17 protein-coding genes are annotated in these 20,882 nt (G+C 71.4%); 7 read left to right on the forward strand and 10 right to left on the reverse strand.

Features of this window, described 5'->3' with window-relative positions:
• Nucleotides 1–120: 120 nt before the first annotated feature.
• The 10 genes from ABT001_RS20620 to ABT001_RS20665 form a co-directional block, all read right to left on the reverse strand.
• The gene (locus ABT001_RS20620) at nt 121–1,341 is read right to left on the reverse strand and encodes a beta-ketoacyl-[acyl-carrier-protein] synthase family protein (protein ID WP_351279426.1); all 1,221 of its coding nucleotides are present in this window, start codon (nt 1,339–1,341) and stop codon (nt 121–123) included.
• Entirely contained in the window at nt 1,341–1,571 is a 231-nt protein-coding gene (locus tag ABT001_RS20625; protein ID WP_010983730.1) for a phosphopantetheine-binding protein, read from the reverse strand. Before ABT001_RS20625 ends, ABT001_RS20620 begins: the two co-directional genes overlap by 1 nt.
• Before the next feature lie 105 nt (nt 1,572–1,676).
• Nucleotides 1,677–2,684: a beta-ketoacyl-ACP synthase III gene (locus ABT001_RS20630; RefSeq protein WP_351279430.1), complete on the reverse strand. Its 1,008-nt coding sequence runs from the start codon at nt 2,682–2,684 to the stop codon at nt 1,677–1,679.
• The gene (locus tag ABT001_RS20635; protein ID WP_351279433.1) at nt 2,681–3,664 is read right to left on the reverse strand and encodes a ferritin family protein; all 984 of its coding nucleotides are present in this window, start codon (nt 3,662–3,664) and stop codon (nt 2,681–2,683) included. The genes ABT001_RS20630 and ABT001_RS20635 overlap by 4 nt, the downstream gene beginning before the upstream one ends.
• The gene (locus ABT001_RS20640) at nt 3,661–4,215 is read right to left on the reverse strand and encodes a flavin reductase family protein (protein ID WP_351279436.1); all 555 of its coding nucleotides are present in this window, start codon (nt 4,213–4,215) and stop codon (nt 3,661–3,663) included. The genes ABT001_RS20635 and ABT001_RS20640 overlap by 4 nt, the downstream gene beginning before the upstream one ends.
• Nucleotides 4,212–4,748: a hypothetical protein gene (locus ABT001_RS20645; protein ID WP_351279438.1), complete on the reverse strand. Its 537-nt coding sequence runs from the start codon at nt 4,746–4,748 to the stop codon at nt 4,212–4,214. Before ABT001_RS20645 ends, ABT001_RS20640 begins: the two co-directional genes overlap by 4 nt.
• A 21-nt stretch (nt 4,749–4,769) precedes the next feature.
• Nucleotides 4,770–5,252, reverse strand: coding sequence for a type II toxin-antitoxin system RatA family toxin (locus tag ABT001_RS20650; protein WP_351279441.1), 483 nt, complete (start codon nt 5,250–5,252; stop codon nt 4,770–4,772).
• 2 nt (nt 5,253–5,254) lie between these two features.
• Entirely contained in the window at nt 5,255–6,538 is a 1,284-nt protein-coding gene (locus ABT001_RS20655) for an aspartate aminotransferase family protein (protein WP_351279444.1), read from the reverse strand.
• Between the two features lie 51 nt (nt 6,539–6,589).
• Nucleotides 6,590–7,726, reverse strand: coding sequence for an acyl-CoA dehydrogenase family protein (locus ABT001_RS20660; protein ID WP_351279446.1), 1,137 nt, complete (start codon nt 7,724–7,726; stop codon nt 6,590–6,592).
• Nucleotides 7,727–7,760: 34 nt separating this feature from the next.
• The gene (locus ABT001_RS20665) at nt 7,761–9,392 is read right to left on the reverse strand and encodes an aldehyde dehydrogenase family protein (RefSeq protein ID WP_351279620.1); all 1,632 of its coding nucleotides are present in this window, start codon (nt 9,390–9,392) and stop codon (nt 7,761–7,763) included.
• Between the two features lie 200 nt (nt 9,393–9,592).
• Here ABT001_RS20665 and ABT001_RS20670 point away from each other — a divergent pair, with 200 nt between their 5' ends.
• The 7 genes from ABT001_RS20670 (at nt 9,593) to ABT001_RS20700 (ending at nt 20,829) form a co-directional block, all read left to right on the forward strand.
• Nucleotides 9,593–9,913, forward strand: coding sequence for an acyl carrier protein (locus tag ABT001_RS20670; RefSeq protein WP_351279449.1), 321 nt, complete (start codon nt 9,593–9,595; stop codon nt 9,911–9,913).
• Nucleotides 9,914–9,945: 32 nt separating this feature from the next.
• Nucleotides 9,946–15,678 (forward strand): SDR family oxidoreductase, encoded by a 5,733-nt coding sequence (locus ABT001_RS20675; RefSeq protein ID WP_351279451.1) that lies wholly within the window; start codon nt 9,946–9,948, stop codon nt 15,676–15,678.
• 46 nt (nt 15,679–15,724) lie between these two features.
• Nucleotides 15,725–17,317 (forward strand): fatty acid--CoA ligase, encoded by a 1,593-nt coding sequence (locus ABT001_RS20680; protein WP_502967493.1) that lies wholly within the window; start codon nt 15,725–15,727, stop codon nt 17,315–17,317.
• A gap of 42 nt (nt 17,318–17,359) precedes the next feature.
• Nucleotides 17,360–18,448, forward strand: a complete 1,089-nt coding sequence (locus tag ABT001_RS20685; protein ID WP_351279456.1) for an LLM class flavin-dependent oxidoreductase — start codon at nt 17,360–17,362, stop codon at nt 18,446–18,448.
• A gap of 20 nt (nt 18,449–18,468) precedes the next feature.
• The gene (locus ABT001_RS20690; RefSeq protein WP_351279623.1) at nt 18,469–19,236 is read left to right on the forward strand and encodes a thioesterase II family protein; all 768 of its coding nucleotides are present in this window, start codon (nt 18,469–18,471) and stop codon (nt 19,234–19,236) included.
• A gap of 158 nt (nt 19,237–19,394) precedes the next feature.
• Entirely contained in the window at nt 19,395–20,366 is a 972-nt protein-coding gene (locus ABT001_RS20695; RefSeq protein ID WP_351279458.1) for a diacylglycerol/lipid kinase family protein, read from the forward strand.
• Between the two features lie 94 nt (nt 20,367–20,460).
• Nucleotides 20,461–20,829 (forward strand): nuclear transport factor 2 family protein, encoded by a 369-nt coding sequence (locus tag ABT001_RS20700; RefSeq protein WP_351279460.1) that lies wholly within the window; start codon nt 20,461–20,463, stop codon nt 20,827–20,829.
• The last annotated feature ends 53 nt before the right edge of the window (nt 20,830–20,882 follow it).

Consider the following 20,882-nt stretch of genomic DNA (forward strand, 5'->3'; position numbering starts at 1 on the left):
GCGCGCCCCCCCCGCCCCGGGGGGGGGGGGGGCCGGGGGGGCGGGGGGCCCCCTAACCCGGGCGGGGGGGGCGGCCCCCCCCCCCCCCCCCCCGACACGTGCTGCCCCGGTCCTCGGGCCTCAGGCCGGAGCGATCGCCAGCGCCGTGTTCTGGCCGCCGAACCCGCACGAGTTGCTGAGTGCGAGGTCGATCGGCATCGACGTGGCCGACTGCGCCAGCTTTATGTCGATCCGTCCGTCGGGGATGACCAGGCCCGCGGTAGGCGGAATGATCTCGTGTTCGACGCTCAGCAGGGCGAACGCGGCCTCGACCGCGCCTGCCGCGCCGAGCAGATGTCCGGTGACTCCCTTCGTGGAGGTGACCAGCGGGTCGCCCTGCAGCGTCCGCTGGATCATGCGTGCCTCGGCCAGGTCGTTGAGCGGTGTCGACGTGCCGTGGGCGTTCACGTGCTGCACGTCGTCCGGGTCCGCACCGGCGTCTGCGAGAGCCGCGCGGACCGCCGCCTCGATGCCGGTGCCGTCCGGGTGCGGAGACGTCATGTGGTGGGCGTCCGCGGTGGCCCCGAAGCCGATGATCCGGCCGTGGACGTGCGCACCGCGGGCCCGGGCGTCCACGACGCGTTCCATGACGAGGATCCCGGCCCCCTCTCCGGCGACGAAGCCGTCCCGGTCGGCGTCGAAGGGACGCGAGGCCGACGCGGGGTCGTCCTCGCGCCGCGACAGCGCGCCCATCTGCGCGAAGCCGGCCATGACCAGCGGAGTGATCATCGCCTCGCTGCCGCCCGCCAGCACCACGTCGCAGCGGCCGAGGATGAGCAGGTCCCGGGCCACGCCGATGGCGGTCGCGCCCGAGGCGCAGGCCGTGGCCACCACCAGGTTGGGACCGGTCGCCCCGAACTCGATGGCCGTCTGACCGGCCAGCATGTTCGGCAACTGCATGGGCAGCAGCAGCGGGGACACCCGGTCGGCGCCCTGCTCCCGCAGCACATCGTGCTGTTCCTCGACCGTGCCCGGGCCACCGTCCGCGCAGCCCAGCACCACACCGACCCGCGCCCCGTCCCAGGTGGTCGGGTCGAGACGGGCGTCGGCGACGGCCTCATGGGCGGCGACGAGGGCGAACTGCACGAACCTGTCGAGGCGGTGCGCCCGCCGCGCGCTGAGCAGAGATTCCGGATCGAAGCCGGGAACCCGGCAGGATATACGTACGGGGTTGTTCGCCAGTACCGGGTCGAGGGCGGCGGCCGGCCTGCCGTCGCAGACCGCCGCCCAGCTGGGCCCGACCCCGATACCACCAGGGGTGACCAGGCCGAGTCCGGTGACGGCGATGTCCATGCCGGCCATCAGACCTTCGCGCTCCGCTCCTCCATGAGCCGGACCATGTCAGCCACGGTCTCGGCTTCGAGGAGGTCGTCGTCGCTGACGTCCAGGTCCAGTTCGGACTTGAGCAGCAACGACAGCTCCACCACGGCCAGCGAGTCCAGCTCGATGTCTTCCCGGGTCGCCTCCGGGGTGATGGCCTCGGGCGACACCTTGAGCTTGTTGGACAGGATTTCCTTGAGCTGCTCCAGCATGTCGGATCCTTTCGAAGGCGTACGCGATACCGGCGTACGTGAGGGGATGTACGCATGCGCGTACGGAATGGCGTACTGCACAGGGGGTCCGGCCGGCCGGGGCCGTCAGACCGATTGGACCTCGGGCCAGACCAGGGTCGTCGCACCCCAGGAGAGACCTCCGCCGAACGCGGTCAGCAGCACCCGGTGCCCGGCGGCGAGCCGGCCGTCCGAGGCCGCCTGTGACAGCAGCAGCGGGATCGAGGCGGCGCCCGTGTTGCCGACCCGGGCGATGTTGGTCAACTGCCGTTCACCCGGCACCCCGAGGCGTTCCGACACCGAATCGAGGATCCGGGCGTTGGCCTGGTGGGCCGCGAACCGGTCGACGTCCTCGATGCCCCAGCCGGCCAGCCGGGCCGCCTGCTGGGACGCTTCGGTCATCCGCTCCACCGCGTGCCGGTAGGTGTCCCGGCCGAGCATCCGGAAGTACTGGTCCTCCGGGTCGGTGACGGGGCCGGACGAACGCTGGCGCGAGCCGCCCGCCGGTACCTCGATGAGGTGGCTGAGCTCGCCGTCGCTGCCGAGGACCAGCGGGCCGACGGCGCCCGGTTCGCCGACGGAGCCCGCACGCAGCACCACCGCGCCCGCACCGTCCGCGAAGATGACGGCCGTGGTGCGGTCCTCCGGGTTGACGATCGTGGTGAAGGCGTCGGCGGCGATCAGCAGCACGCTGTCGGCGACGCCCGCCGCGATGAGCCCGGACGCGGTGGCGAGACCGTACAGGAAGCCGGAGCAGACGGCGGCCACGTCGAACGCCGGCACCTGCCCGAGCCCCAGCCGGGCGGTCACCTGCGGGGCGGTCGCCGGGCACGGCTGGTCGGGCGTGGTGGTGGCCAGGACGACCGCCCCCACGCGCTCGGTTCCCGCGGACTTGAGGGCTCGCAGTCCGGCCTGGACAGCCAGGTCGGAGGTCGCGGTGCCGGGCGCGACCACGTACCGCTCGGCGATCCCGGTGCGTGAGCGGATCCACGCGTCGGAGGTGTCGAGCCGCTGTGCCAGATCGTCGTTGGTGACCAGATCAGGGGGTGTGAACGCCCCGATCCCGGCCACCACCGCCGCGCGCCCCCCGCTCATGCGCCGGCCTGCGGGCTGCTGAGGGCCTCCAGCGGCAACCCCATGTACGCCATCCGCGACTCCGCCATCTCGTCGGTCCAGCGCTCGGCCATGTCGTAGCGCTGCTCCGGCGTGGTGTCGAGCATCCGGACGCCCGGCCAGATCTCGTAGTCGCCGATCCTGTCCGCGTGCTGGGCCATGCCCTCCTGGAAGAGCTCCTCGCGGTGGATGACGAACTCGCGATCGGGGATCTCGTCCCAGAGCTGCACACCGGACCGCAGGATCTCCAGCAGGCGCGGGCGGTACTCGGGGTGCGCGGCCACGTGATCACGCAGGATCGTGCTGGCCACCGTCAGATGCCTGATCTCGTCGATGGCGGTGCCCCGTGAGATCTCGCCGGTGGCCGGGGACAGCGGGGTCCACTTGCGCTCGCTCAGCTCCGCCGCGGGGGCGAGCACCCCCTCGATGACGATGGCGAACACGGCGACGCCGCCGGCGAAGTCCGCCTGGTCGCGGACGATGTCGAGGGTGAAGTCCACGACGGGGTCCAGGACCCGCTTGCGGTAGTCCGAGGCCATCTCGTCGATGTCCTTCAGGAGCGTCTTCTGCGGGACCCCCAGCTCCACCAGGTGGTTGCGGAAGACCCGGGCGTGCCGCGCCTCGTCGATCAACTGAGTCGCGTAGAACTCCATTTCGGGGACGCCGGGGGCGATGGCGACGTAGTGGCCGAGCAGCCGCGTCGCGATCTCCTCCGACAGGCCGCGGAACCCGAACTCCAGCACCAGGGCGTCGCGCAGGGGCCCCGGCTCCTTCAGGAAGCCGGGTACGACGGCGTCCACGTGGTGCCCGGTCTCGCCCCGGTCGCGCAGTGTGCCCTGCGCCACCGAGGTGAACCAGTAGGCGAGGTCGCACTCCTCGGGTCCGAGAGTGAGCTCCTTCGCACCGTCGAGCAGACCGGGAGCCTTGTCCCAGTCGGCCTCGGGTGCCACAGAACCGGTCATGACGCGGCCGCCTCCTTCGCGGGGTGCAGGGAGCCGGCGAACAGCTCCCCGGCGTAGCTGAACAGGGGATGGGCCTCACCGGCGTGGGCCCGGACGACATGGGCGAGCAGCAACTCGCTGTCGCCGGCCGTGTGGACGGAGTGGAACCGGCAGGAGTAATGGGCGAGAGCCCCGGCCAGGAGCGGCGCCTTCGCGTACGAGTCCGCCGTCCAGGCGAGCCCCTTGAACTGTGCCCCGCCGTCGGGGCGGTCGCTGTTCGCGAAATGGCCGGCCACATCGGCCTGCCCGCTGCTGAGGACGTTGATCGCGAACCGGCCCTCGGCGGCCGCGAGCCGTGCGAAGGACGAACCCGCCCGCAGCACGACCCCCACCAGCAGGGGCTCCCGCGACACCAGCGTCACGGTGCTCGCCGTGGTGCCGTGCAGCCGCTCCCGGGGGCCGACCGTCAGCACCGACACCGGGGAGGCCAGGTGGTACAGCGCCCGCCGCCGCTCGGCCGGCTCCTGGCGTACGGGACGCGGCAGGGTACGCACGTCGGTGGCGACGGTCATCGCACGGCCTCCTGCCGCTGCGGGCGGACCGGCTGCGCCGGGACGTGGCCCACCGGGGTGGGCTCCGTGGCGTGGCCGGCCGGCTTGGGGTGGGCCAGGCCCAAGTCGTCCAGGAGCCGCAGGTAGCCGGGCTGGCGCACCGGCTCGAAGGGCAGCGCGAACGACTTCAGGAAGTTGCCGAACAGGCCGCGGTCCCCGAAGAGGTGGAACGGCAGTACCAGCAGTGCCCACTCCGGCTCCACCAGCCAGCACCAGAGCGCCGCGACCGCGGCCTGGGTGATCAGGCTGTGCATGACGTTGTAGAGGACGTAGTAGGCCTTGGGGATCGGCCGGCCGCCGCTGCGTTTGAAGGCGATGGCGCCCGGGATGTAGCCGATCAGGTCGATGTAGAGGAACAGGGCGATCGCGACCCACCAGCGGATCTCACCGAAGTGGGCGATGATCAGACCGGTGGTGACGGCGAGGCCCACCAGGTACTCGGCGCGGTGCAGCGAGTACGTTCTCGGTGTCTCGAAAGGATTTGCCTGGTCCATGGTCAGCTCCTGCGGGCGCTGCTAGGCGCCGATGGCGGCGGGCTCGGTGAGGTCGATGCCGCCCGAGATCCGGACGGCGGGGAACAGGCCGGTCAGGGCCCAGGCGACGGTCTCCTTGATGACCCGCTCGGCGATCGGGTCGAGGATCCCCTCCAGGCTCGGGATACCGAAGTCGAAGTCGGCGTCGAAGCGGACCGCCACGTCGTCACCCAGCTGCGTCATGGCCCAGGTGCCCGTGAAGGAGTCGAAGTCGCCGTCGGACTGCTCGAAGCGGATCTCGCCCAGCTCCGGCAGGAAGGTGTCGTCCTCGGTCCAGCGCAGCAGACCGCTGCGGAAGTGCAGCTCCCAGCTGGAACTGGAGTTCTCGGCCGGGTAGGTGGCGTGCACGGTGGTCGCCTTCACGTGGGGCGCCAGATCGGGGTACCGCTCCCAGCGCAGTACGGAGTCGAAGACCGTCATGGCCTGCTCCGAGGGGATCAGTGCTTCGAGCTCTACGTGACGCATGATCAGTTACCGCCTTCCGGCATCTTGGCCGCGCCCCGGACGAGGTCGCGTGTGGCCAGGTCGAAGGAGTTCAGGAGGAACTCCACATCGGTGTCGCTCATCACTGCGGGCGGGGTGAACCGCACCACCGAGCTGCCGTTCATCGAGTGGTTGGCGACCACGCCGTGGTTGAACAGCTCGATCAGCAGCTCGCCTGCCAGTCCGGCCTCGACGAGCTCGACACCGATGAGCAGCCCACGGCCGCGTACGTCCACGACGAGTTCGGGGATGTTGCGGTAGGCGATCTCCGAGATCCTCGGCAGCAGCCGCGCACCCAGGTCCAGGGCCCGGGTGACCAGGCGCTCCTCCTTCATGGCCCGGATCGCGCCCTGCACCGCGGCCATCAGGACCGGCTGGCCGGAGAAGGTGGCGGTGTGGACGTACGGGTCCTTGTCGAAGGGGCGGAAGGCCTTGCGGGTCGCGACGGCCGCGGAGACCGGCAGCACGCCGCCGCCGAGCGCCTTGCCGGTGAGGAGCACGTCGGGCACCACGCCCTCGATGTCGGCGCCCCACCACTCACCGAGCCGGCCGAAACCGGACTGCACCTCGTCGAGGATCAGGAAGCCGTCGTGCGCGCGGACCAGCTCCTCGACCTTCTTGAGGTAGCCCGCGGGCGGAATGATCACACCGCCCTCGCCCTGGACGGGTTCGAGGATGACGCAGACCTCACCCGGATGGGCCGTGAGTTCCGCCTCCAGCGCGTCGGTGTCACCGAAGGGGATGTGGAGGAAGTCCGGGATCAGAGGGCGGAAGGGCGCCTGGTAGACGTCCTTCGCGGTCGCGGACAGCGCGCCCAGCGTCTTGCCGTGGTAGCCGCCGCGCATCGAGACGGTCCGCCTGCGGCCGCCGGCCCGCGCGAGCTTGAGGCCCGTCTCCACGGCCTCCGCGCCCGACAGGGCGAAGTGCACGCGGTCCAGGCCCTCCGGCATCACGGAGACGAGAGCCTCGGCGGCGCGGGCCACGGTGGGCTCCAGCAGGATGCGCGTCGCGGTGGGATGTGTCCGGAGCTGGCGCTCCACCTCCTCCATCACGATCGGGTGGCGTGCGCCCATGATGAAGACGCCGTACCCGCCCGCGTTGAGGAAGCGCTCACCGTCGCTCGTGGTGAGCCAGGCGCCCTCGGACGCTGTTTCCATGTGGCTGCCGAACAACTCGGCGAGAGTGGCCCGGCCCTTGCTGAGATGGGCCCGGTAGAGGCCGAGGATCTCCGCCTCGGTTTCGGCGGGTGCTTCCTGGATAACGGTCACGGATTTCTCACTCCAAGTGTGATGGGGGGTCGCTGCCCGTGGCGCGGAGACTCAGCTCAGGACCAGCGGGCCGCCGTCGAAGTAGCGCAGCAGCGGCTCGGCGGCGGCGCCGCGGCCCGGTGGGTGGAAGGCGAGGGCCTGCACGGCGGCGGCGGTCCGGCCGTGGGTCGAGCCGAGGATGAAGTCCAGCCCGCCCAGGAGCTCCAGTGCCTGCCCGGCGATTCTCGGCAGCGCCTTCTGGACGGTGTAGCGGGCGACGAGGACCCGGGCCACGGACTCCTCGTCCGTCTCGGGGCCGATCGCCCGCGCGACACCTTCCAGGAGCTGCAGGGCGGAGTCCATCTCGACGGCGAGGGCGGCCCGTTCCTGGACGCTGCCGCGCTCACGCGCCAGCACCTGCTCGACGAGCGCGGCGGCCCCGCCCGCGTAACCGGCGGAGATCAGCATCTCGAACCAGACGAACCCGGCCGTCTGGAGGTCGTCGAGCCGGTGCGGGTCGTCCGCCCCGGCACGTACCACCATGTCCGCGGGCACGAACACGTCGATCAGCCGCACCTCGTCGCTCTCCGCGCCGGCGAGCAGCTCGTTGCCCCAGAACGGGTGCACGGACAGACCGGGGGCGTCGGCCGGCACCAGGGCGAGTGCCAGCTCGGCGGTGCCGTCCTCGTTCTGGATGGCGATGCTCGCGGTGAGCAGACTCATCGAACGGGAGAGACTGCACGGCTTCTTCGCGCCGGAGAGCAGGTAGCCGCCGTCGACGGGACGGGCCGTGACGGCGGGGGTGAGGATGTTCTGCTCGGTACGGCCCTCGGCCCAGCCGGAGGCCATCACCTGCTGGTCGGGCACGATCCGCCGCAGCAGCGCGGTCTGAGTGGAGGTGAGCCGGCCCGCCTTGCCGGCGAGGGAGTAGAGCATCGCCACGGTGAAGTGGTGCATGGAGACGGCCGCGACGAGCGAGGGGGACACGGCGCCCAGCGCCAGCTGGACGCGCAGCGCGTCCAGCGGGGCTGCTCCGTGACCGCCGTACTCCTCGGGTATCAGCAGGCCGACCCCGCCGTGGATGCGGAACAGGTCGATGATGGGGCCGCCGGGCTGCTCCCGGTCGGCATGGGGGATCTGCTCGATTTCCTTGAGCAGACCTGGGTGGAATTGCTCGCAGACGGCCCGAGCAGTATCGAGGGAACGCACGGGGATACCTCCGGAAGGCGGACGGGGCGGGCGCCTAGGCGCCGAACACCGCGTCGTAGGGGCTGATGTCGCGGGCGATGCTGACCCCTTGGACGTGCGAGGTCTTGAGCATCGGGTAGTTGGCCTCGCCGAAGGCTCCGCCGGTGCGGCCGGTGCCGCCGTGGCTGGGCAGGTAGGGCAGGAAGCCGATGTGGGAGTCGTTGACCTTCAGCAGGCCGCCGTTGACGACACGGCGGACGAAGGTCTCGATGACGTGGTCGGAGCGCGACCACAGGGAGTTGCGCAGCCCGTAGGAGTTGGAGTTGACGAAGTGGAGGAACGACTCCAGGAGCGCGTCGTCGTTGTCGTGTTCGGCCACCACGATCGGAATGAGAGGGAAGAACGTCTCCTCACGCACCACGTCGAAGGTGCGGGCCCGGTCCAGGCCGTCGACCCGGAGCACGGTGGGCTGCAGGAAGACACCCGTCTCGGAGGGTGTGCCGTCATGCTCGGTGCGATTGCCGCCGGTGACCAGGGACGCGCCGTTGTCCAGGGCCTGCCGCAGCAGCCGGAAGAACCGCTCGCTGCGGCGGACGGGGGACAGGAGGACGTCCTCCTCCTCCGGGAAGCCCGGGCGGATGCCCTTAACCTGCTCGCGCACCTCGGCGATCAGCGCCTCGGCGATATCGGGGTGTGCCAGCACGTAGTTGGGCACCATGCAGATCTGTCCGGAGCCGAAGAACGATTCGGTGATGGCTTCCGCGGCCCACTTGATGTCGGCGTCCTTCCACACCACGATGCCGTCGTTGCCAGCCAGTTCGAGGATCGGCTTCTTCCCGTGGGCCACGCACCGCTGCTCGAAGCGCAGGCCCTCCTGGCTGCCGCCGATGTAGAAGATGTCGTTGATCAGGGGATCGGCGATCCAGCGGTCCATCGTCTGCTTGGGGTTGCTGCACACCGCGTTGAGCACGCCGGGGGGCGCGTCGAGCTCCTCGAGCAGCGGGGCCACGATGTCGCGCAGCAGCCACATGGTGCTCAGCGCGATGCTGCGCGGGGCCCTGACCACCACGCTGTTGCCGGCCATCAGGGCCAGCACGCACAGGGCGGCGCTGGGCAGCGGGGCGTTCTGCGGCGGGTTGAAGGCGACCACGCCGTCCGGCTGGCGCTGCAGGATCAGCTTGCGGCCCGCGTACTCCTTCTCGACCCGCATCTGCTTCAGGTACCAGCGCAGGCTGCCGGGGGCGTAGATCTGCAGGAGGCAGCTCAGCTCCCACCGGGCCAGCTTCACCGGGTGTGACTCGGCGACGAGCATCTCGAGGAACTCGTCCTGGTGCTTGATCAGTTCTTCGCGGAAGCGGGTACCGAGCCGCATCCGCCGTTCCAGCGGGACGGCCGCCCACTCCGAGGCGGCGGCCGCGGCGGCCTGCGTGGCCAGGTCGATGGCGTCGTCGTCGGCGATGGCGCAGCGGCCCACGACGTAGGGGTGCTGGGCCGCCTCGGACTCCGGGTCCTGTTCCAGGGAGCGCTTGAGGCTCACGCTGGTGAAGACGTCTTCCAGCAGGGACCGCCCGCTGACGGTGTAGACCCATCCGTCCCCGGCGACGTCCTTGCCGGCGATGTAGAGGTCGTAGCTCTTCAATCCGGAAGGTGCCGGAGCACTCTCCTCCTGCGCAGCTTCGCGAAGCATCATCAGCCTTTCCGAATATCGGAATGTCTCTGGTTATCGGTCTGCCGGTGCGGGTCGTTCCTCGAATGTGGGGGTGATTCGGTGAATTGATGTTCGAAGTAGACCGATCGTGGCAGTCGAATCTGACTCGGCGCTGACGCCGGACTGATCCAGCCGGCGGCCCAAGGGCTGTCAGTGCGGTGTCAGCCGCCGCTGCTTGCATGGCCGCCATGCCACCTGCCGAGACAAACGTGCCCCAGCGGCTGCGCGAACTGCCGCGGACCGAACTCGCCGACGAGATAGAGACACTCGTCGTACGGAAGTTCAAGGCCGTTCTCCTCATGGACGAGTCGGAGAACCTCCCCGTCGACATCAGCTATTTCGACCTCGGTCTCACCTCGCTGCGACTGACCGAGATACGACAGAGCCTGGAACAACTCCTCGATCTGTCCATCAACGTGAACGTGCTGTTCAACGAGCCGACGGTCAACCACCTCGTGGATCACCTGGCCGGCGCGCTGTCCGCACCGCCCACCCGCTGACCGATCAGGCCCAGGACCCAAGGAGTCGTTCCATGCCGCGTACGGAATCCGACACGGAAGAGACGAACCGGGCGCAGGTGCCCGAGCCGATCGCGATCGTCGGAATCGGTCTGCGATTCCCCGGCGGCAGCAACTCCCCCGACGAGTTCGACGCCTTCCTGCGTGAAGGGCGCAGCGGAATAGGGCCCATACCGGGCGACCGGTGGGACGTGGCCGCATTCACGCCCGAGTCACCGGAGGACAAGGGGAAGATCCATACCTCGGCGGGCGGATTCCTCGACCGCATCGACCAGTTCGACGCCTCCTTCTTCAACATCTCGCCCAAGGAGGCCCAGTACATGGACCCCCAGCAGCGGATGCTGCTGGAGACCGCCTGGCAGGCCCTGGAGCACGCCAACATCGACCCGACACCGCTGCGCCGCGGCAACGGCGGCGTCTACATAGGCGCCAGCTCCATCGACTACTCGATGGAGCTGGACTCGCTGCCGTACGAGGAGCTGGAAGGCAACCTCGCCTCCGGCATCACCATGTTCCCGCTGTCGGGCCGGCTGTCGTACTTCCTGGGCTGGCGCGGCCCGAGCATGAGCATCGACACGGCGTGCTCCTCCTCTCTGGTCGCACTCCACCTCGCCGTGCAGGGCCTGCGTGCGGGGGAGTCCGACATCGCGCTGTGCGGTGGAGTCAACGCCCTGCACCACCCGCGCACCTCGGTGATGTTCTCCAACGCGCAGATGCTGTCCCCCGACGGGCAGTGCAAGACCTTCGACGAGGCCGCCGACGGTTACGCCCGCGCCGAGGGCTGCGGCGTGGTCGTACTCAAGCGCCTCAGCGACGCGACCCGGGACGGCGACACCGTCCTCGCACTGGTGCGAGGCACCGCTGTCGGCCAGGACGGCGACAGCGCGGGACTGACCGTGCCCAACGGTCCCGCCCAGGAGAAGGTCATCCGCACCGCCCTCGCTGCCGGGCAGCTGTCCCCCGGGGACATCCAGTACGTCGAGGCGCACGGCACCGGCACCCCGCTCGGTGACCCCATCGAGTTCGGCGCCATCGGCGACACCTTCGCCGACTCGCACACCAGGAGCGAACCGCTGCTCGTCGGCTCGGTGAAGACCAACCTGGGCCACATGGAGCCGGCGGCCGGCATCGTGGGCGTCATCAAGACGGTGCTCCAGATGCGGGCGGGGACCATCTACCCGCACCTCAACTTCGACACGCCGTCCGGACGCATCCCCTGGGACCTCTACCCGGTGCGCGTGCCCACCGCGTGCGAACCCTGGGAGGCCGAGGTCCGGCGCGCGGTCGTCAACAGCTTCGGCTTCGCGGGCACGATCGGGGCAGCGGTCCTGGAGCAGGCACCGGCCCCGGCCGAGCGGACGCCCGTGGAGCCGGCCCCCTCAGGGGGTCCCGTCTTCACCCTGTCCGCCAGGAGCGCCGTCGCCCTGAGCGCCCAGGCCGGCAACTACCGCCGGCTGCTGGACGAGCGGCCCGACGTGGAGCTGGACGAGCTCTGCTACACCGCCAACGTCTCCCGCACCCACCACCCCTACCGTGTCGCGGGCCCGGTCGCCGACCGCACGGCGCTCGCGGACCTGCTGGACAAGGCCGCCGAGGAGAAGCACGGGGGGCCTTCCGGCATCCGCAGGACGGCGTTCATGTTCAGCGGCCAGGGCTCGCAGTACGCGGGCATGGGAGCCGCGCTCTACGAGCGTTTCCCGGTCTTCCGTGAGCACGTGGACCTGTGCGACGAGCTGTTCGCCGCACATCTGGACCGCTCCGTGGCCGAACTGGTGCTCGGCACCACGGACGACCCGGAGGCGATCGACCGCACCGAGTACACCCAGCCCGCCCTGTTCACCCTGGAGTATGCGCTCGCCAAGCTGTGGATGTCCTGGGGCGTGCGCCCCAACGTGCTCATCGGGCACAGCATCGGGGAGGTCGTGGCGGCCGCCGTGGCCGGCCTGTTCGACCTGCCGGACGCCGTGGCCCTGGTCGCCGCCCGCGCGCGACTGATGCAGGCGGTGAGCGCACCGGGCGGCATGGCCGCCGTGGCCGCGCCCGCCGAGGACGTGGAGCCCCTCCTCGCCGACCACCCGGACCTGGCTCTCGCCGCGGTGAACGCCCCGGACCAGTGCGTGGTCTCCGGCGGCGCCGCAGCCCTCGACGAGACCGTCACCCTCCTCCGTGAACGGGGCGTCCGCGTCGACCGGCTGGCCGTCTCGCACGCCTTCCACTCACCTCTGATGGCCGAGGTCTACGACGACTTCCGGGCCGCCCTCGAAGACATCACGTTCCACGAGCCGTCCATCAGCCTGATCTCCAACGTCACCGGCCGACCGGCCCGCCTCCGCGACATCGGCACCGTCGACTACTGGGTGCGGCACATCGGCGAACCCGTGCGCTTCCTGGCCGGCATCCGGGCCGTGGCCCAGCGCGGACGCCACGCCCTGGTCGAGATCGGACCGCAGGCCGCCCTGACCGCCCTCGCCCGGCGCTGCCTGACCGCCGAGGACCACGTGTGGCTGGCCAGCCTTCGCCGCCGTGACGCCTCCGCCGGCACCACCCTGGCCGCACTCGCCGATTACTACGCCGCGGGCCTGACGGTCTCCTGGGCCGACTACCACGCGGACCGCCCAGCCGTCGCGAAGACCTCCCTGCCCACCTACGCCTTCCAGCGCAAGCGGTACTGGCTGCCCTCCGTCAGCGCCAGGCGTACGGGCACGGCCGGCGGCAGGGCCCGTCACCTGCTGCTCGGCACGGAGGAACGGTTCGCCAGCGGGGTACGGGAGTTCACCGCCGAGTTCACCGCCGAGGACCTCGGCGCGCTGACCGACCTCGGTGACGGAGAACGCACGACACTCCCCACCGGCGCGTACATCGATCTGATACTCGCGCTCCAGGACGCGGTCGAGGGGCACACCCGATCCGCCATCCGCGAGTTGAAGCTGCTCGCGCCACTGCACACGACCGCCGAGACCGCCACGGTCCTGACGTCCCGTTGGCGCCCGCGCGCCGGCGGCGGCGCCGACGTGCAGGTCTTCACCCTCGTCGGAGGCGAGGAGCACATCCACGCCGCCGCCACGATCGCCGCCGGACGCGAGCCGGTCGTGCCGGTCTCCGAACTGGCCGAGCTGAACGCCGGACTGACGCCGGCCGGACAGCACATCGACGACGAGGACATCTACACCGACCTCGCCTCCGTCGGCCGTCCGCACGGCCCGCGCATGCGCCTGCTGCTGCGCGCCGCCCGGCACCGCGACGGGCTGGTCACCGGCGAGCTCACCGGCCGCGACGCCACCGCGGTCGAGCACGTGCCCGCCGAACTTCTGGAGGCAGCGGTGCAGGCCGCTGTCGTCCTGGACCCCGAGGGCCCGGTGTTCGAGGCACGCGAGATCGCCTCCGTACGGCACTTCCGGAAGCCCAGGGGGGAGCAGCTCCGCGTCCTCGCCCGCGTCCACGGCGACCAGGACCGCAGGGTCGCCGACATCCTCCTGCTGGAGAACGGCGAGCCGGTCACCGAACTCCTCGGAGTCCGCCTGGCCCGTCCTGAGGGCCGCACGGGCCGCCGCCAGTTCCTGCACCGGCCCGCGTGGGTGCGCAGGGCCCTCCCGCCGCAGACGCCCCCCGTCGGCGACCGCCACCTGCTGCTGCTCGACCGGGCCGCCGGCCGTGCCGCCGCACCGGTCGGGCAGTCCGGCCTCCAGGTGACGACGCTGCCGGACACCACCGACCTCAAGGCTGCCCTCGACGACCCCACCGTCACCGATGTCTGCCGGGTCTGGCGGCAGCTCCCGGCGGCCATGTCCGCCGAGCGGATGCGGGCCGAGTGCGAGGACAACTACCGTGAACTGCTGGCCCTGGTCACCGCGATGGACGCGACCGGACAGCCCCGGCCACTGCGGCTCTGGTTGGTGACCGAGGGCGCCCAGGCGCTCCCCGGCGACCCGGTCGGTGACGGCGGGCACCTCGCCGCCGCGACCCTGTGGGGGTTCGGACGGGTGCTGCTCACCGAGTACCCGCAGTACCGCGCCACCCTCGTCGACCTCGCCCCGGGCAGCGACCTCGAACCGCTCCTCGCGGAGTGGACGGCCGAGCCCCCGGGCGAGTACCAGGTCGCCCACCGGCCCGGCAGGCGCTACGTCCGGCGGCTGCTCGCCGGCGACGCGACGCTCTCCTGGAGCGGCGGCTACGAGCTGCGCGCCCCTGACTCCGGCGACCTGTCGGACCTGGCGCCGGTGCCCGCCGCGGACCGCACACCGGACGCCGACGAGGTCCAGGTCGAGGTCCGTGCCGTCGCCCTCACCGGTCAGGACGCCCGGAACGCGCTGGACACCGGCCGCGCCGAACGGGAGGAGGAGGAGCCCCCGCCCGTGCTCGGCACCCAGGCCACCGGCATCGTGCGCGCGGCGGGTGAGGGGGCCGGGTTCACCGAGGGGGACGAGGTCCTCGTGCGCCATGAGGGAACCCTGCGCTCCACGCTCACCGTTCCGTCCGCGTCGGTCGTGCTCGCGCCGCGCCCCGGCCCGCAGGACGGGATACGGCGCTTCCGCCTGGACGAGACGGGCGAGGCCCTGCGCACCGCCCTCACCGACCCGGCCGCCGAGGTGTGGCTGGACCTGCCGGGCACGCAGCCCGAGGAGGCCGCGCCCCCGGCGGACGCAGAAGCGGTCAACGACGCCGCCGTCCGCCCCGACCGCACCTACATCGTCACCGGCGGACTCGGCGGTCTCGGTCTCGTCACGGCCCGCAAGCTCGTGGCCCTGGGGGCACGGCACCTGACCTTGGTCAGCCGCACCGGAAAGCCCACCGAGGAGGCCGCACCGGTGCTGGCGGAGCTCGCCGAGAACGCCGAACTCGCCCTCGTGAAAGCCGATGTGAGCCGCCCCGAGGACGTGCGCGCGCTGGTGGCCGAGGTGGCGGCAGGACCGTACCCGGTCGGCGGAGTGGTTCACGCGGCCGGTTCCTACGACAAGAAGCTGATCGCCGAACTGACCTGGGAGTCCATCGACGCCCAGCTCGCCGCGAAGGCGTACGGCGGCTGGCTGCTGCACGAAGCCGCGCAGAGCTCCTTCCCGGAGCTGGAGTTCTTCGTGACGTACTCGTCGATCGCCTCCGTCCTCGGCGGCGCCACCCAGGGGCACTACGCGGCGGCCAGCGCCGGGCTCGACAGCCTCGCCGAGTGGCGCGCCCGCCAGGGACTCCCCGGGCTCTCCGTCAACTGGGGTGCGTGGGCGAGAGTCGGCATGTCCGCCCGCCTCGAGGAGCACCTCAGCCGCGAGATCGAACGCAGCGGCGTCCGTTTCTTCTCGCCGACGCGGGCGCTCGACACCCTGGCCAGGCTGTGGGGCGGCCGCCCGCGCACCCAGCGGGTGGTGGGCGAGTTCGACTGGGACCGCTATGTGGCCGGCAGTGCCACCGGCGACCAGTTCTACGACCGCCTCGCGCGGCAGGACGCCGTCGCCGACGACGGCTTCGACGCCGCCTCGCTCGGTGCCCTGCCCGCACCGGAGCGGAGGGCTCTGATCACGCAGGTGGTCCGGGACAAGGTCGTCGCCGTCCTGCAGATGACGGCCGACGACGAGCTGGACGAGTCGGCCGAGTTCGTGTCACTCGGCCTGGACTCGCTGATGGCCCAGAACGTCAAGTCCGGTCTCGAGCAGGTGTTCCGGCTGCCGCTGCCCGCGTCGATCACCTTCGACCACCCGACGGTGCGTCAGCTCGCCGCCTTCCTCGACGGGCAACTGTGCCCCGTCCCCACGCCATGACCCGCACGACTCGTCCCGGACGAACGGGGAGGACCCCATGACCACCATGACCATCGCGGACAACGCCAGTTGGACGCTCAACCACACCTCCCGTGCCCATGCCGGCAGCCGCCCGCACCATGCGGCGATCGTCTGCGAGGGCCGGATCACCACCTACGCCAAGCTGCACCGGGAGAGCAACCGCGCGGCCCACGCCCTGCGCACCAGCGGCGTGCGGCGCGGCGACCGGGTCGCCTATCTGGGGCGCGAGTCGGAGAACTACTACCTGGTGATACTCGCCTGCGCCAAGGTCGGCGCGGTCCTCGTCCCGGTCAACTGGCGGCTCACCCCGGACGAGGTCGATCACATCCTGCGCGACTCGGGTGCCGTCCTGGTCTTCGTCGACGACGAGTTCTGGGACACCGCGGCCAAGGTCCGCCCCCACCTGCCCGCGTTCCACACGGTGATCCGCATCGACGGCACCGACGCCGACGGGGAACCGGCCGGCGGCGCCGGACTGCCCGCCTGGTACGCGAGCAGGCCGGACACCGAGCTGGAAGTCGGTACCGGGCCCGACGACCCGGTGGTGCAGATCTACACCAGCGGGACCACCGGGCTGCCCAAGGGGGCCGTGCTCGCCCACCGCAGCTTCTTCACCCTGCCGCAGGCGATGCGCGAACACGGCGCCGCCTGGATCGACTGGCTGCCCGAGGACATCGCCTTGATCTCCCTGCCGGGCTTCGGCATCGCGGGCATCGGCTGGTTCATGCACACCTTCAACGCCGGTGGCACCAGTGTGATCATGCCCCAGTTCGACCCGCAGGAGGCAGTGCGGCTGATCCGTACCCACCGGGTCACCACCACCTTCGCCGCGCCGGCCATGCTCCAGATGATGGCGGGCGAACGGACGGCGGGTCCGGACGCGTTCGTCTCCCTGCGGAAGGTCTGCTACGGGGCCGCCCCGATGTCCGAGACGCTGCTGAAGCAGTGCCTGGAAACGTTCGAGTGCGAGTTCGCACAGATCTACGCCAGTACCGAGACCGGCAGCGTGGCGGTGTGCCTGCCTCCCGAGGACCACTACCCGGGCAGCGCGGTCCTGGAGTCCGTCGGCAGGCCCTGCCCCGGCAACGAGGTGAAGGTGATCGGCCCGGACGGCGCTGAACTCCCGCCCGGCACCATCGGCCAGATCTGTGTCCGGGCACCCTCCCGGATGCTCGGCTACTGGAACCTCCCGGAAGCCACCGGCCGCACCCTGGTGGGGGAGTGGCTGCACATGGGCGACGCCGGCTACCTCGACGAGGACGGCTACCTCTACCTCTGCGACCGCATGAACGACACCATCATCGTCGCCGGGCAGAACATCTACCCGGCCGAGGTCGAGAAGGCGCTCGCGGCACACCCCGCCGTCGCGGACTCCGCGGTCGTCGGGCTGCCCGACCCCCGCTGGGGCGAGGCGGTCCACGCCGCCGTGGTCCTGCGCCCCGGCGCCACCGCGACCCCCCGAGAGCTCCTGCTGTCCCTGAGGGGCAGCCTCGCCGACTACAAGATCCCCGGCGCCTACCACATCGTCGACAGCCTGCCCCGCAACCCGTCGGGCAAGATCCTGCGCCGCGCCGTGCGACAGCAGCTCTCGGCCCCGGCGAGCGATGCGCTGATCTGAACCAGAAGTGTGACGACAGAACGACGAGAGGAAGCGGCACTCATGGACGCCGAACGGCCCGGCCCCGCCCCGGAAGGGGCGCGGGCACCCGCGCGACGAGCGAGCGACGACGCGCCTTCCCGCACCACCCCCGGATCCCTGCGCATCGGAATCCTGCTCCCGACCAGGGAGCAGGCCATCATCGGAACCTACGCGGCTGCCCCTCTCCTGGACTTCGCCCGTCAGGCGGAGAGCTTCGGCTTCGACTCCCTGTGGGCCGGTGACTCCCTGACGGCCCGCCCCCGCCTCGACCCCCTCGTCGTGCTCTCCGCCGCCGCGGCCGCCACCGAGCGCATCACCGTCGGCACCGCCGCTCTCACCCCCGCCCTGCGGCACCCGCTGATCGGCGCCAACATGGTGGCGAGCCTCGGCCACGTCGCGCGGGACCGCCTGGTCCTCGGCCTCGGATCCGGATTCCCGATGCCCGAGACGGAGGAGGAGTTCGCCTCGGTCGGAGCCTCCTTCACCGGGCGGGTCGGCCGCCTCGACGAGATCGCCGACCTCTGGCGCACCGCCTGGTCCGCGGGCGAACCGGGCCGGCCCACCGGCTTCCAGGGGAAGCACTGGCAGGCCGACCGGCTGGACCGGCTGCCGAGCCCCGCCACACCCGGTGGTCCGCCGCTCTGGCTGGCGGGCAGCGACACCCCGAAGGTGCTCGCCCGCGCGGCCACCCGCTACGACGGCTGGCTGCCCTTCCTGCCGGACGTCGACGCGTACGGCGCGGCCTGCCGGCGGATCGCCGAACTCGCCGGCGAAGCGGGCCGCAGCCCCGGCGCCGTGACCCCCGCGCTGTACGCGACGGTCACCGTCAACAGCGACGCCGTCGCCGCCAGGGCCGAACTGGAGCACTACATCAGCCACTACTACGGGCGCTCCCTGGAACAGATGTCGGCCATCCAGGCCTACGGCTGGGGCAGTGCCGAGCAGTGTGCCGAATGGCTCGGCGGCTACGTCCGCGCCGGCGCCCGGCACCTCGTCCTGCGGATCGGATCCCTCGAACCCGAGGCGCAGCTGAAGGAAATCGCCGAGGTGCTGCTCCCCGCAGTGCGTGAGATCGACCGGACCCTCACCGATGGAGGAACGAAATCGTGACCAGTGCCATAGGCGCGGACATGTCCCGCACAGGCCAGTGGTTCCATCCCGTCGAGCCGTCCCCGGACGCTTCCGTACGGCTCTTCCTGCTGCCGCACGCGGGCAGCGGCGCCATCATCTACCGCGACTGGGAGAAGCTGCTCCCCGCCGACATCGCCGCCCAGGCGGTGACCTTGCCCGGCCGCCACAACCGCCGTGACGAGATGACGTACGAGGACTGGGACCCGCTGCTCGACGCCCTCCACGAAGCAGTGCTCGACGACCTCGACGACAGGCCCTTCGCCTTCTTCGGACACTGCCTCGGCGCCCAGCTCGCCTTCCGGCTGACGACCCGGATGGAGGAGGCGGGCGACCCTTCCCCCGTCATGATCGGCATGTCCGGCTGGTCGCCGGAGGGCTGGTACGCGCCCACCGAGGAGCAGAGCCGGATGCCGGAGCCCGAGCTGATCGAATGGATCAAACGTCTGGGGTCCTTCCCCGCCGAGGTCTACGACAACCCGGAGATGCTCGCCCTGGTGGTCCCGGCTCTGCGGGCCGACCTCAGGGTCGCCGCGCAGTACGTGGACGACAAGGCGGGGGTCCGCTGCGCACTGGCCTCCTACGGGGGCCGCTCGGACCCGCTCCAGGAGGACCCGGAGGCCATGAAGCACTGGGCGGAACGCAGCCCGGCCTACCTCGGCCACAGCGAGTACCCGGGCGGTCACTTCTACATCGACGCCCACGCGCAGGGCGTCACGATGCACTTCGCCCAGCGGCTGCAACGGGTCGTCGCCTCGGCAGCGCGCTGAGCGCCTCCCCGGCCCGTCGGCGGCCGGGTCCAGGGCGTCAGCTGCACGTCAGAGCCGTGTCAGTACCTCTTGGCACTGTTGTGGAGGCCGCGCCCGACAACTGTCCGGGCCCGGCCCCGCAACCGCCGGTGCCACCACGATCCCGAGGAGTAAGCCCGATGGCAGACAACGCCACAGACCAGGGCCCGACCCGGGCCCTGGTCCTGGCCAATCCCGCCTCCGGCAGTCACAGCGCCCAACTGGTGCGTGACGTGGCGGAGCTGTGCGCCAGTAGCCTGGAGCACGTCGACATCCACCCCACCACGGCACCGGGGGACGCCACCGTCGCGGTGCGCCGTGCCCTGGAAGGGCCGGGCGGTGCACCCGACCTGGTGGTCGTCGTCGGAGGGGACGGCACCGTCCGTGAGGTCGTCCAGGGCCTGGCCTTCGCGCCCGGCCGCGTCGCGCTCACCGTGGTGCCCGGCGGCACCGGGAACTCCGGTTACAAGATGCTGTGGGGCGAACGCCCCTGGACGGAGTCCCTCAAAGCGGTACTCACCGACTCGGGAGCCGGCGGCAGCGCCCGGCTGCGGCGTCTCGACCTGGCCCGCCTGGCCGAGACCCGGCAGTGCGTCTACCTGGGCGCCTGCTCCGGTGTGATCGCCGACGCGCTGATCAGGGCGCGGGACCTCTCCCTGACGGGCAGGGACCTGTACACCAAGGCGTTCGCCGACACCGCGGCCGCGTACGTCCCCTACCCGGGCCGCGTCACCGTCGACGGCCGCGTGGTGCACGAGGGCCCCACCGTCCTCGCCAACGTCGGCGGCGGCCGCTACCGGGGCGGCCGCTACCTCGTCCTGCCCGACTCGCTCCTCGACGACGGTCTGCTCGACGTCTGCGTCATCGGGGACGGTGTGCCCGCCGCCGACGTACCCGAACTCACCAGGACGGCAGCCCATATGGAGCTTCCCGGCACCGTCTACGCCCGCGGCCGCACCATCACCGTGGAACGCACCGACGGCCGACGACTGCCCTTGGAGCACGACGGCGAGTACCAGCACGGCATCGGCCCGTCGGCGACCTTCGAGGTCATGCCCGGTGCCCTGGCCGTGTGGGCTCCCGCCACCGCTCCCGCCACCGGACGGCCCTGACCTCCCGGGCCTCCCGGGACCACATGACCCCCCGCCGAGCCGGCACACCTGGCGGCCCGGCAGACACCGCAATCACAAGGAGAAGGAGACCGCCATGAGCGACCTCACCAACACCGTCACCCAGTACCTCGCCCTGTGGAACGAGACGGACGCCGACAAGCGTGCGGCCGGCATCGCCGAGCTCTTCACGCCGGGCGCCCCGTACATCGACCCGCTCGCCGCCGTCGAAGGACACGACGGGTTCGGGGCCGTGGTCGCGGGCGCACAGGACCAGTTCAAGGGACTCTCCTTCGAACTGCACGGAGCGGTGGACACCCACCACAACATCGCCCGCTTCCAGTGGGGCCTGGTGACCGAGGCGGGCGCCGAGCCCGTCGCGATCGGCTTCGACGTCCTCGTCACGGGTGACGACGGCCGCATCAACGGCGTCTACGGGTTCCTGGACAAGGTCCCCGGCGCCTGATCCCGCACGCGTGGCGGGCGGGGGCACCGGGAGTACCGGCGCCCCCGCCCCTC

This window comes from Streptomyces sp. NPDC002793 (assembly GCF_040295485.1).
Lineage (GTDB): Bacteria > Actinomycetota > Actinomycetes > Streptomycetales > Streptomycetaceae > Streptomyces.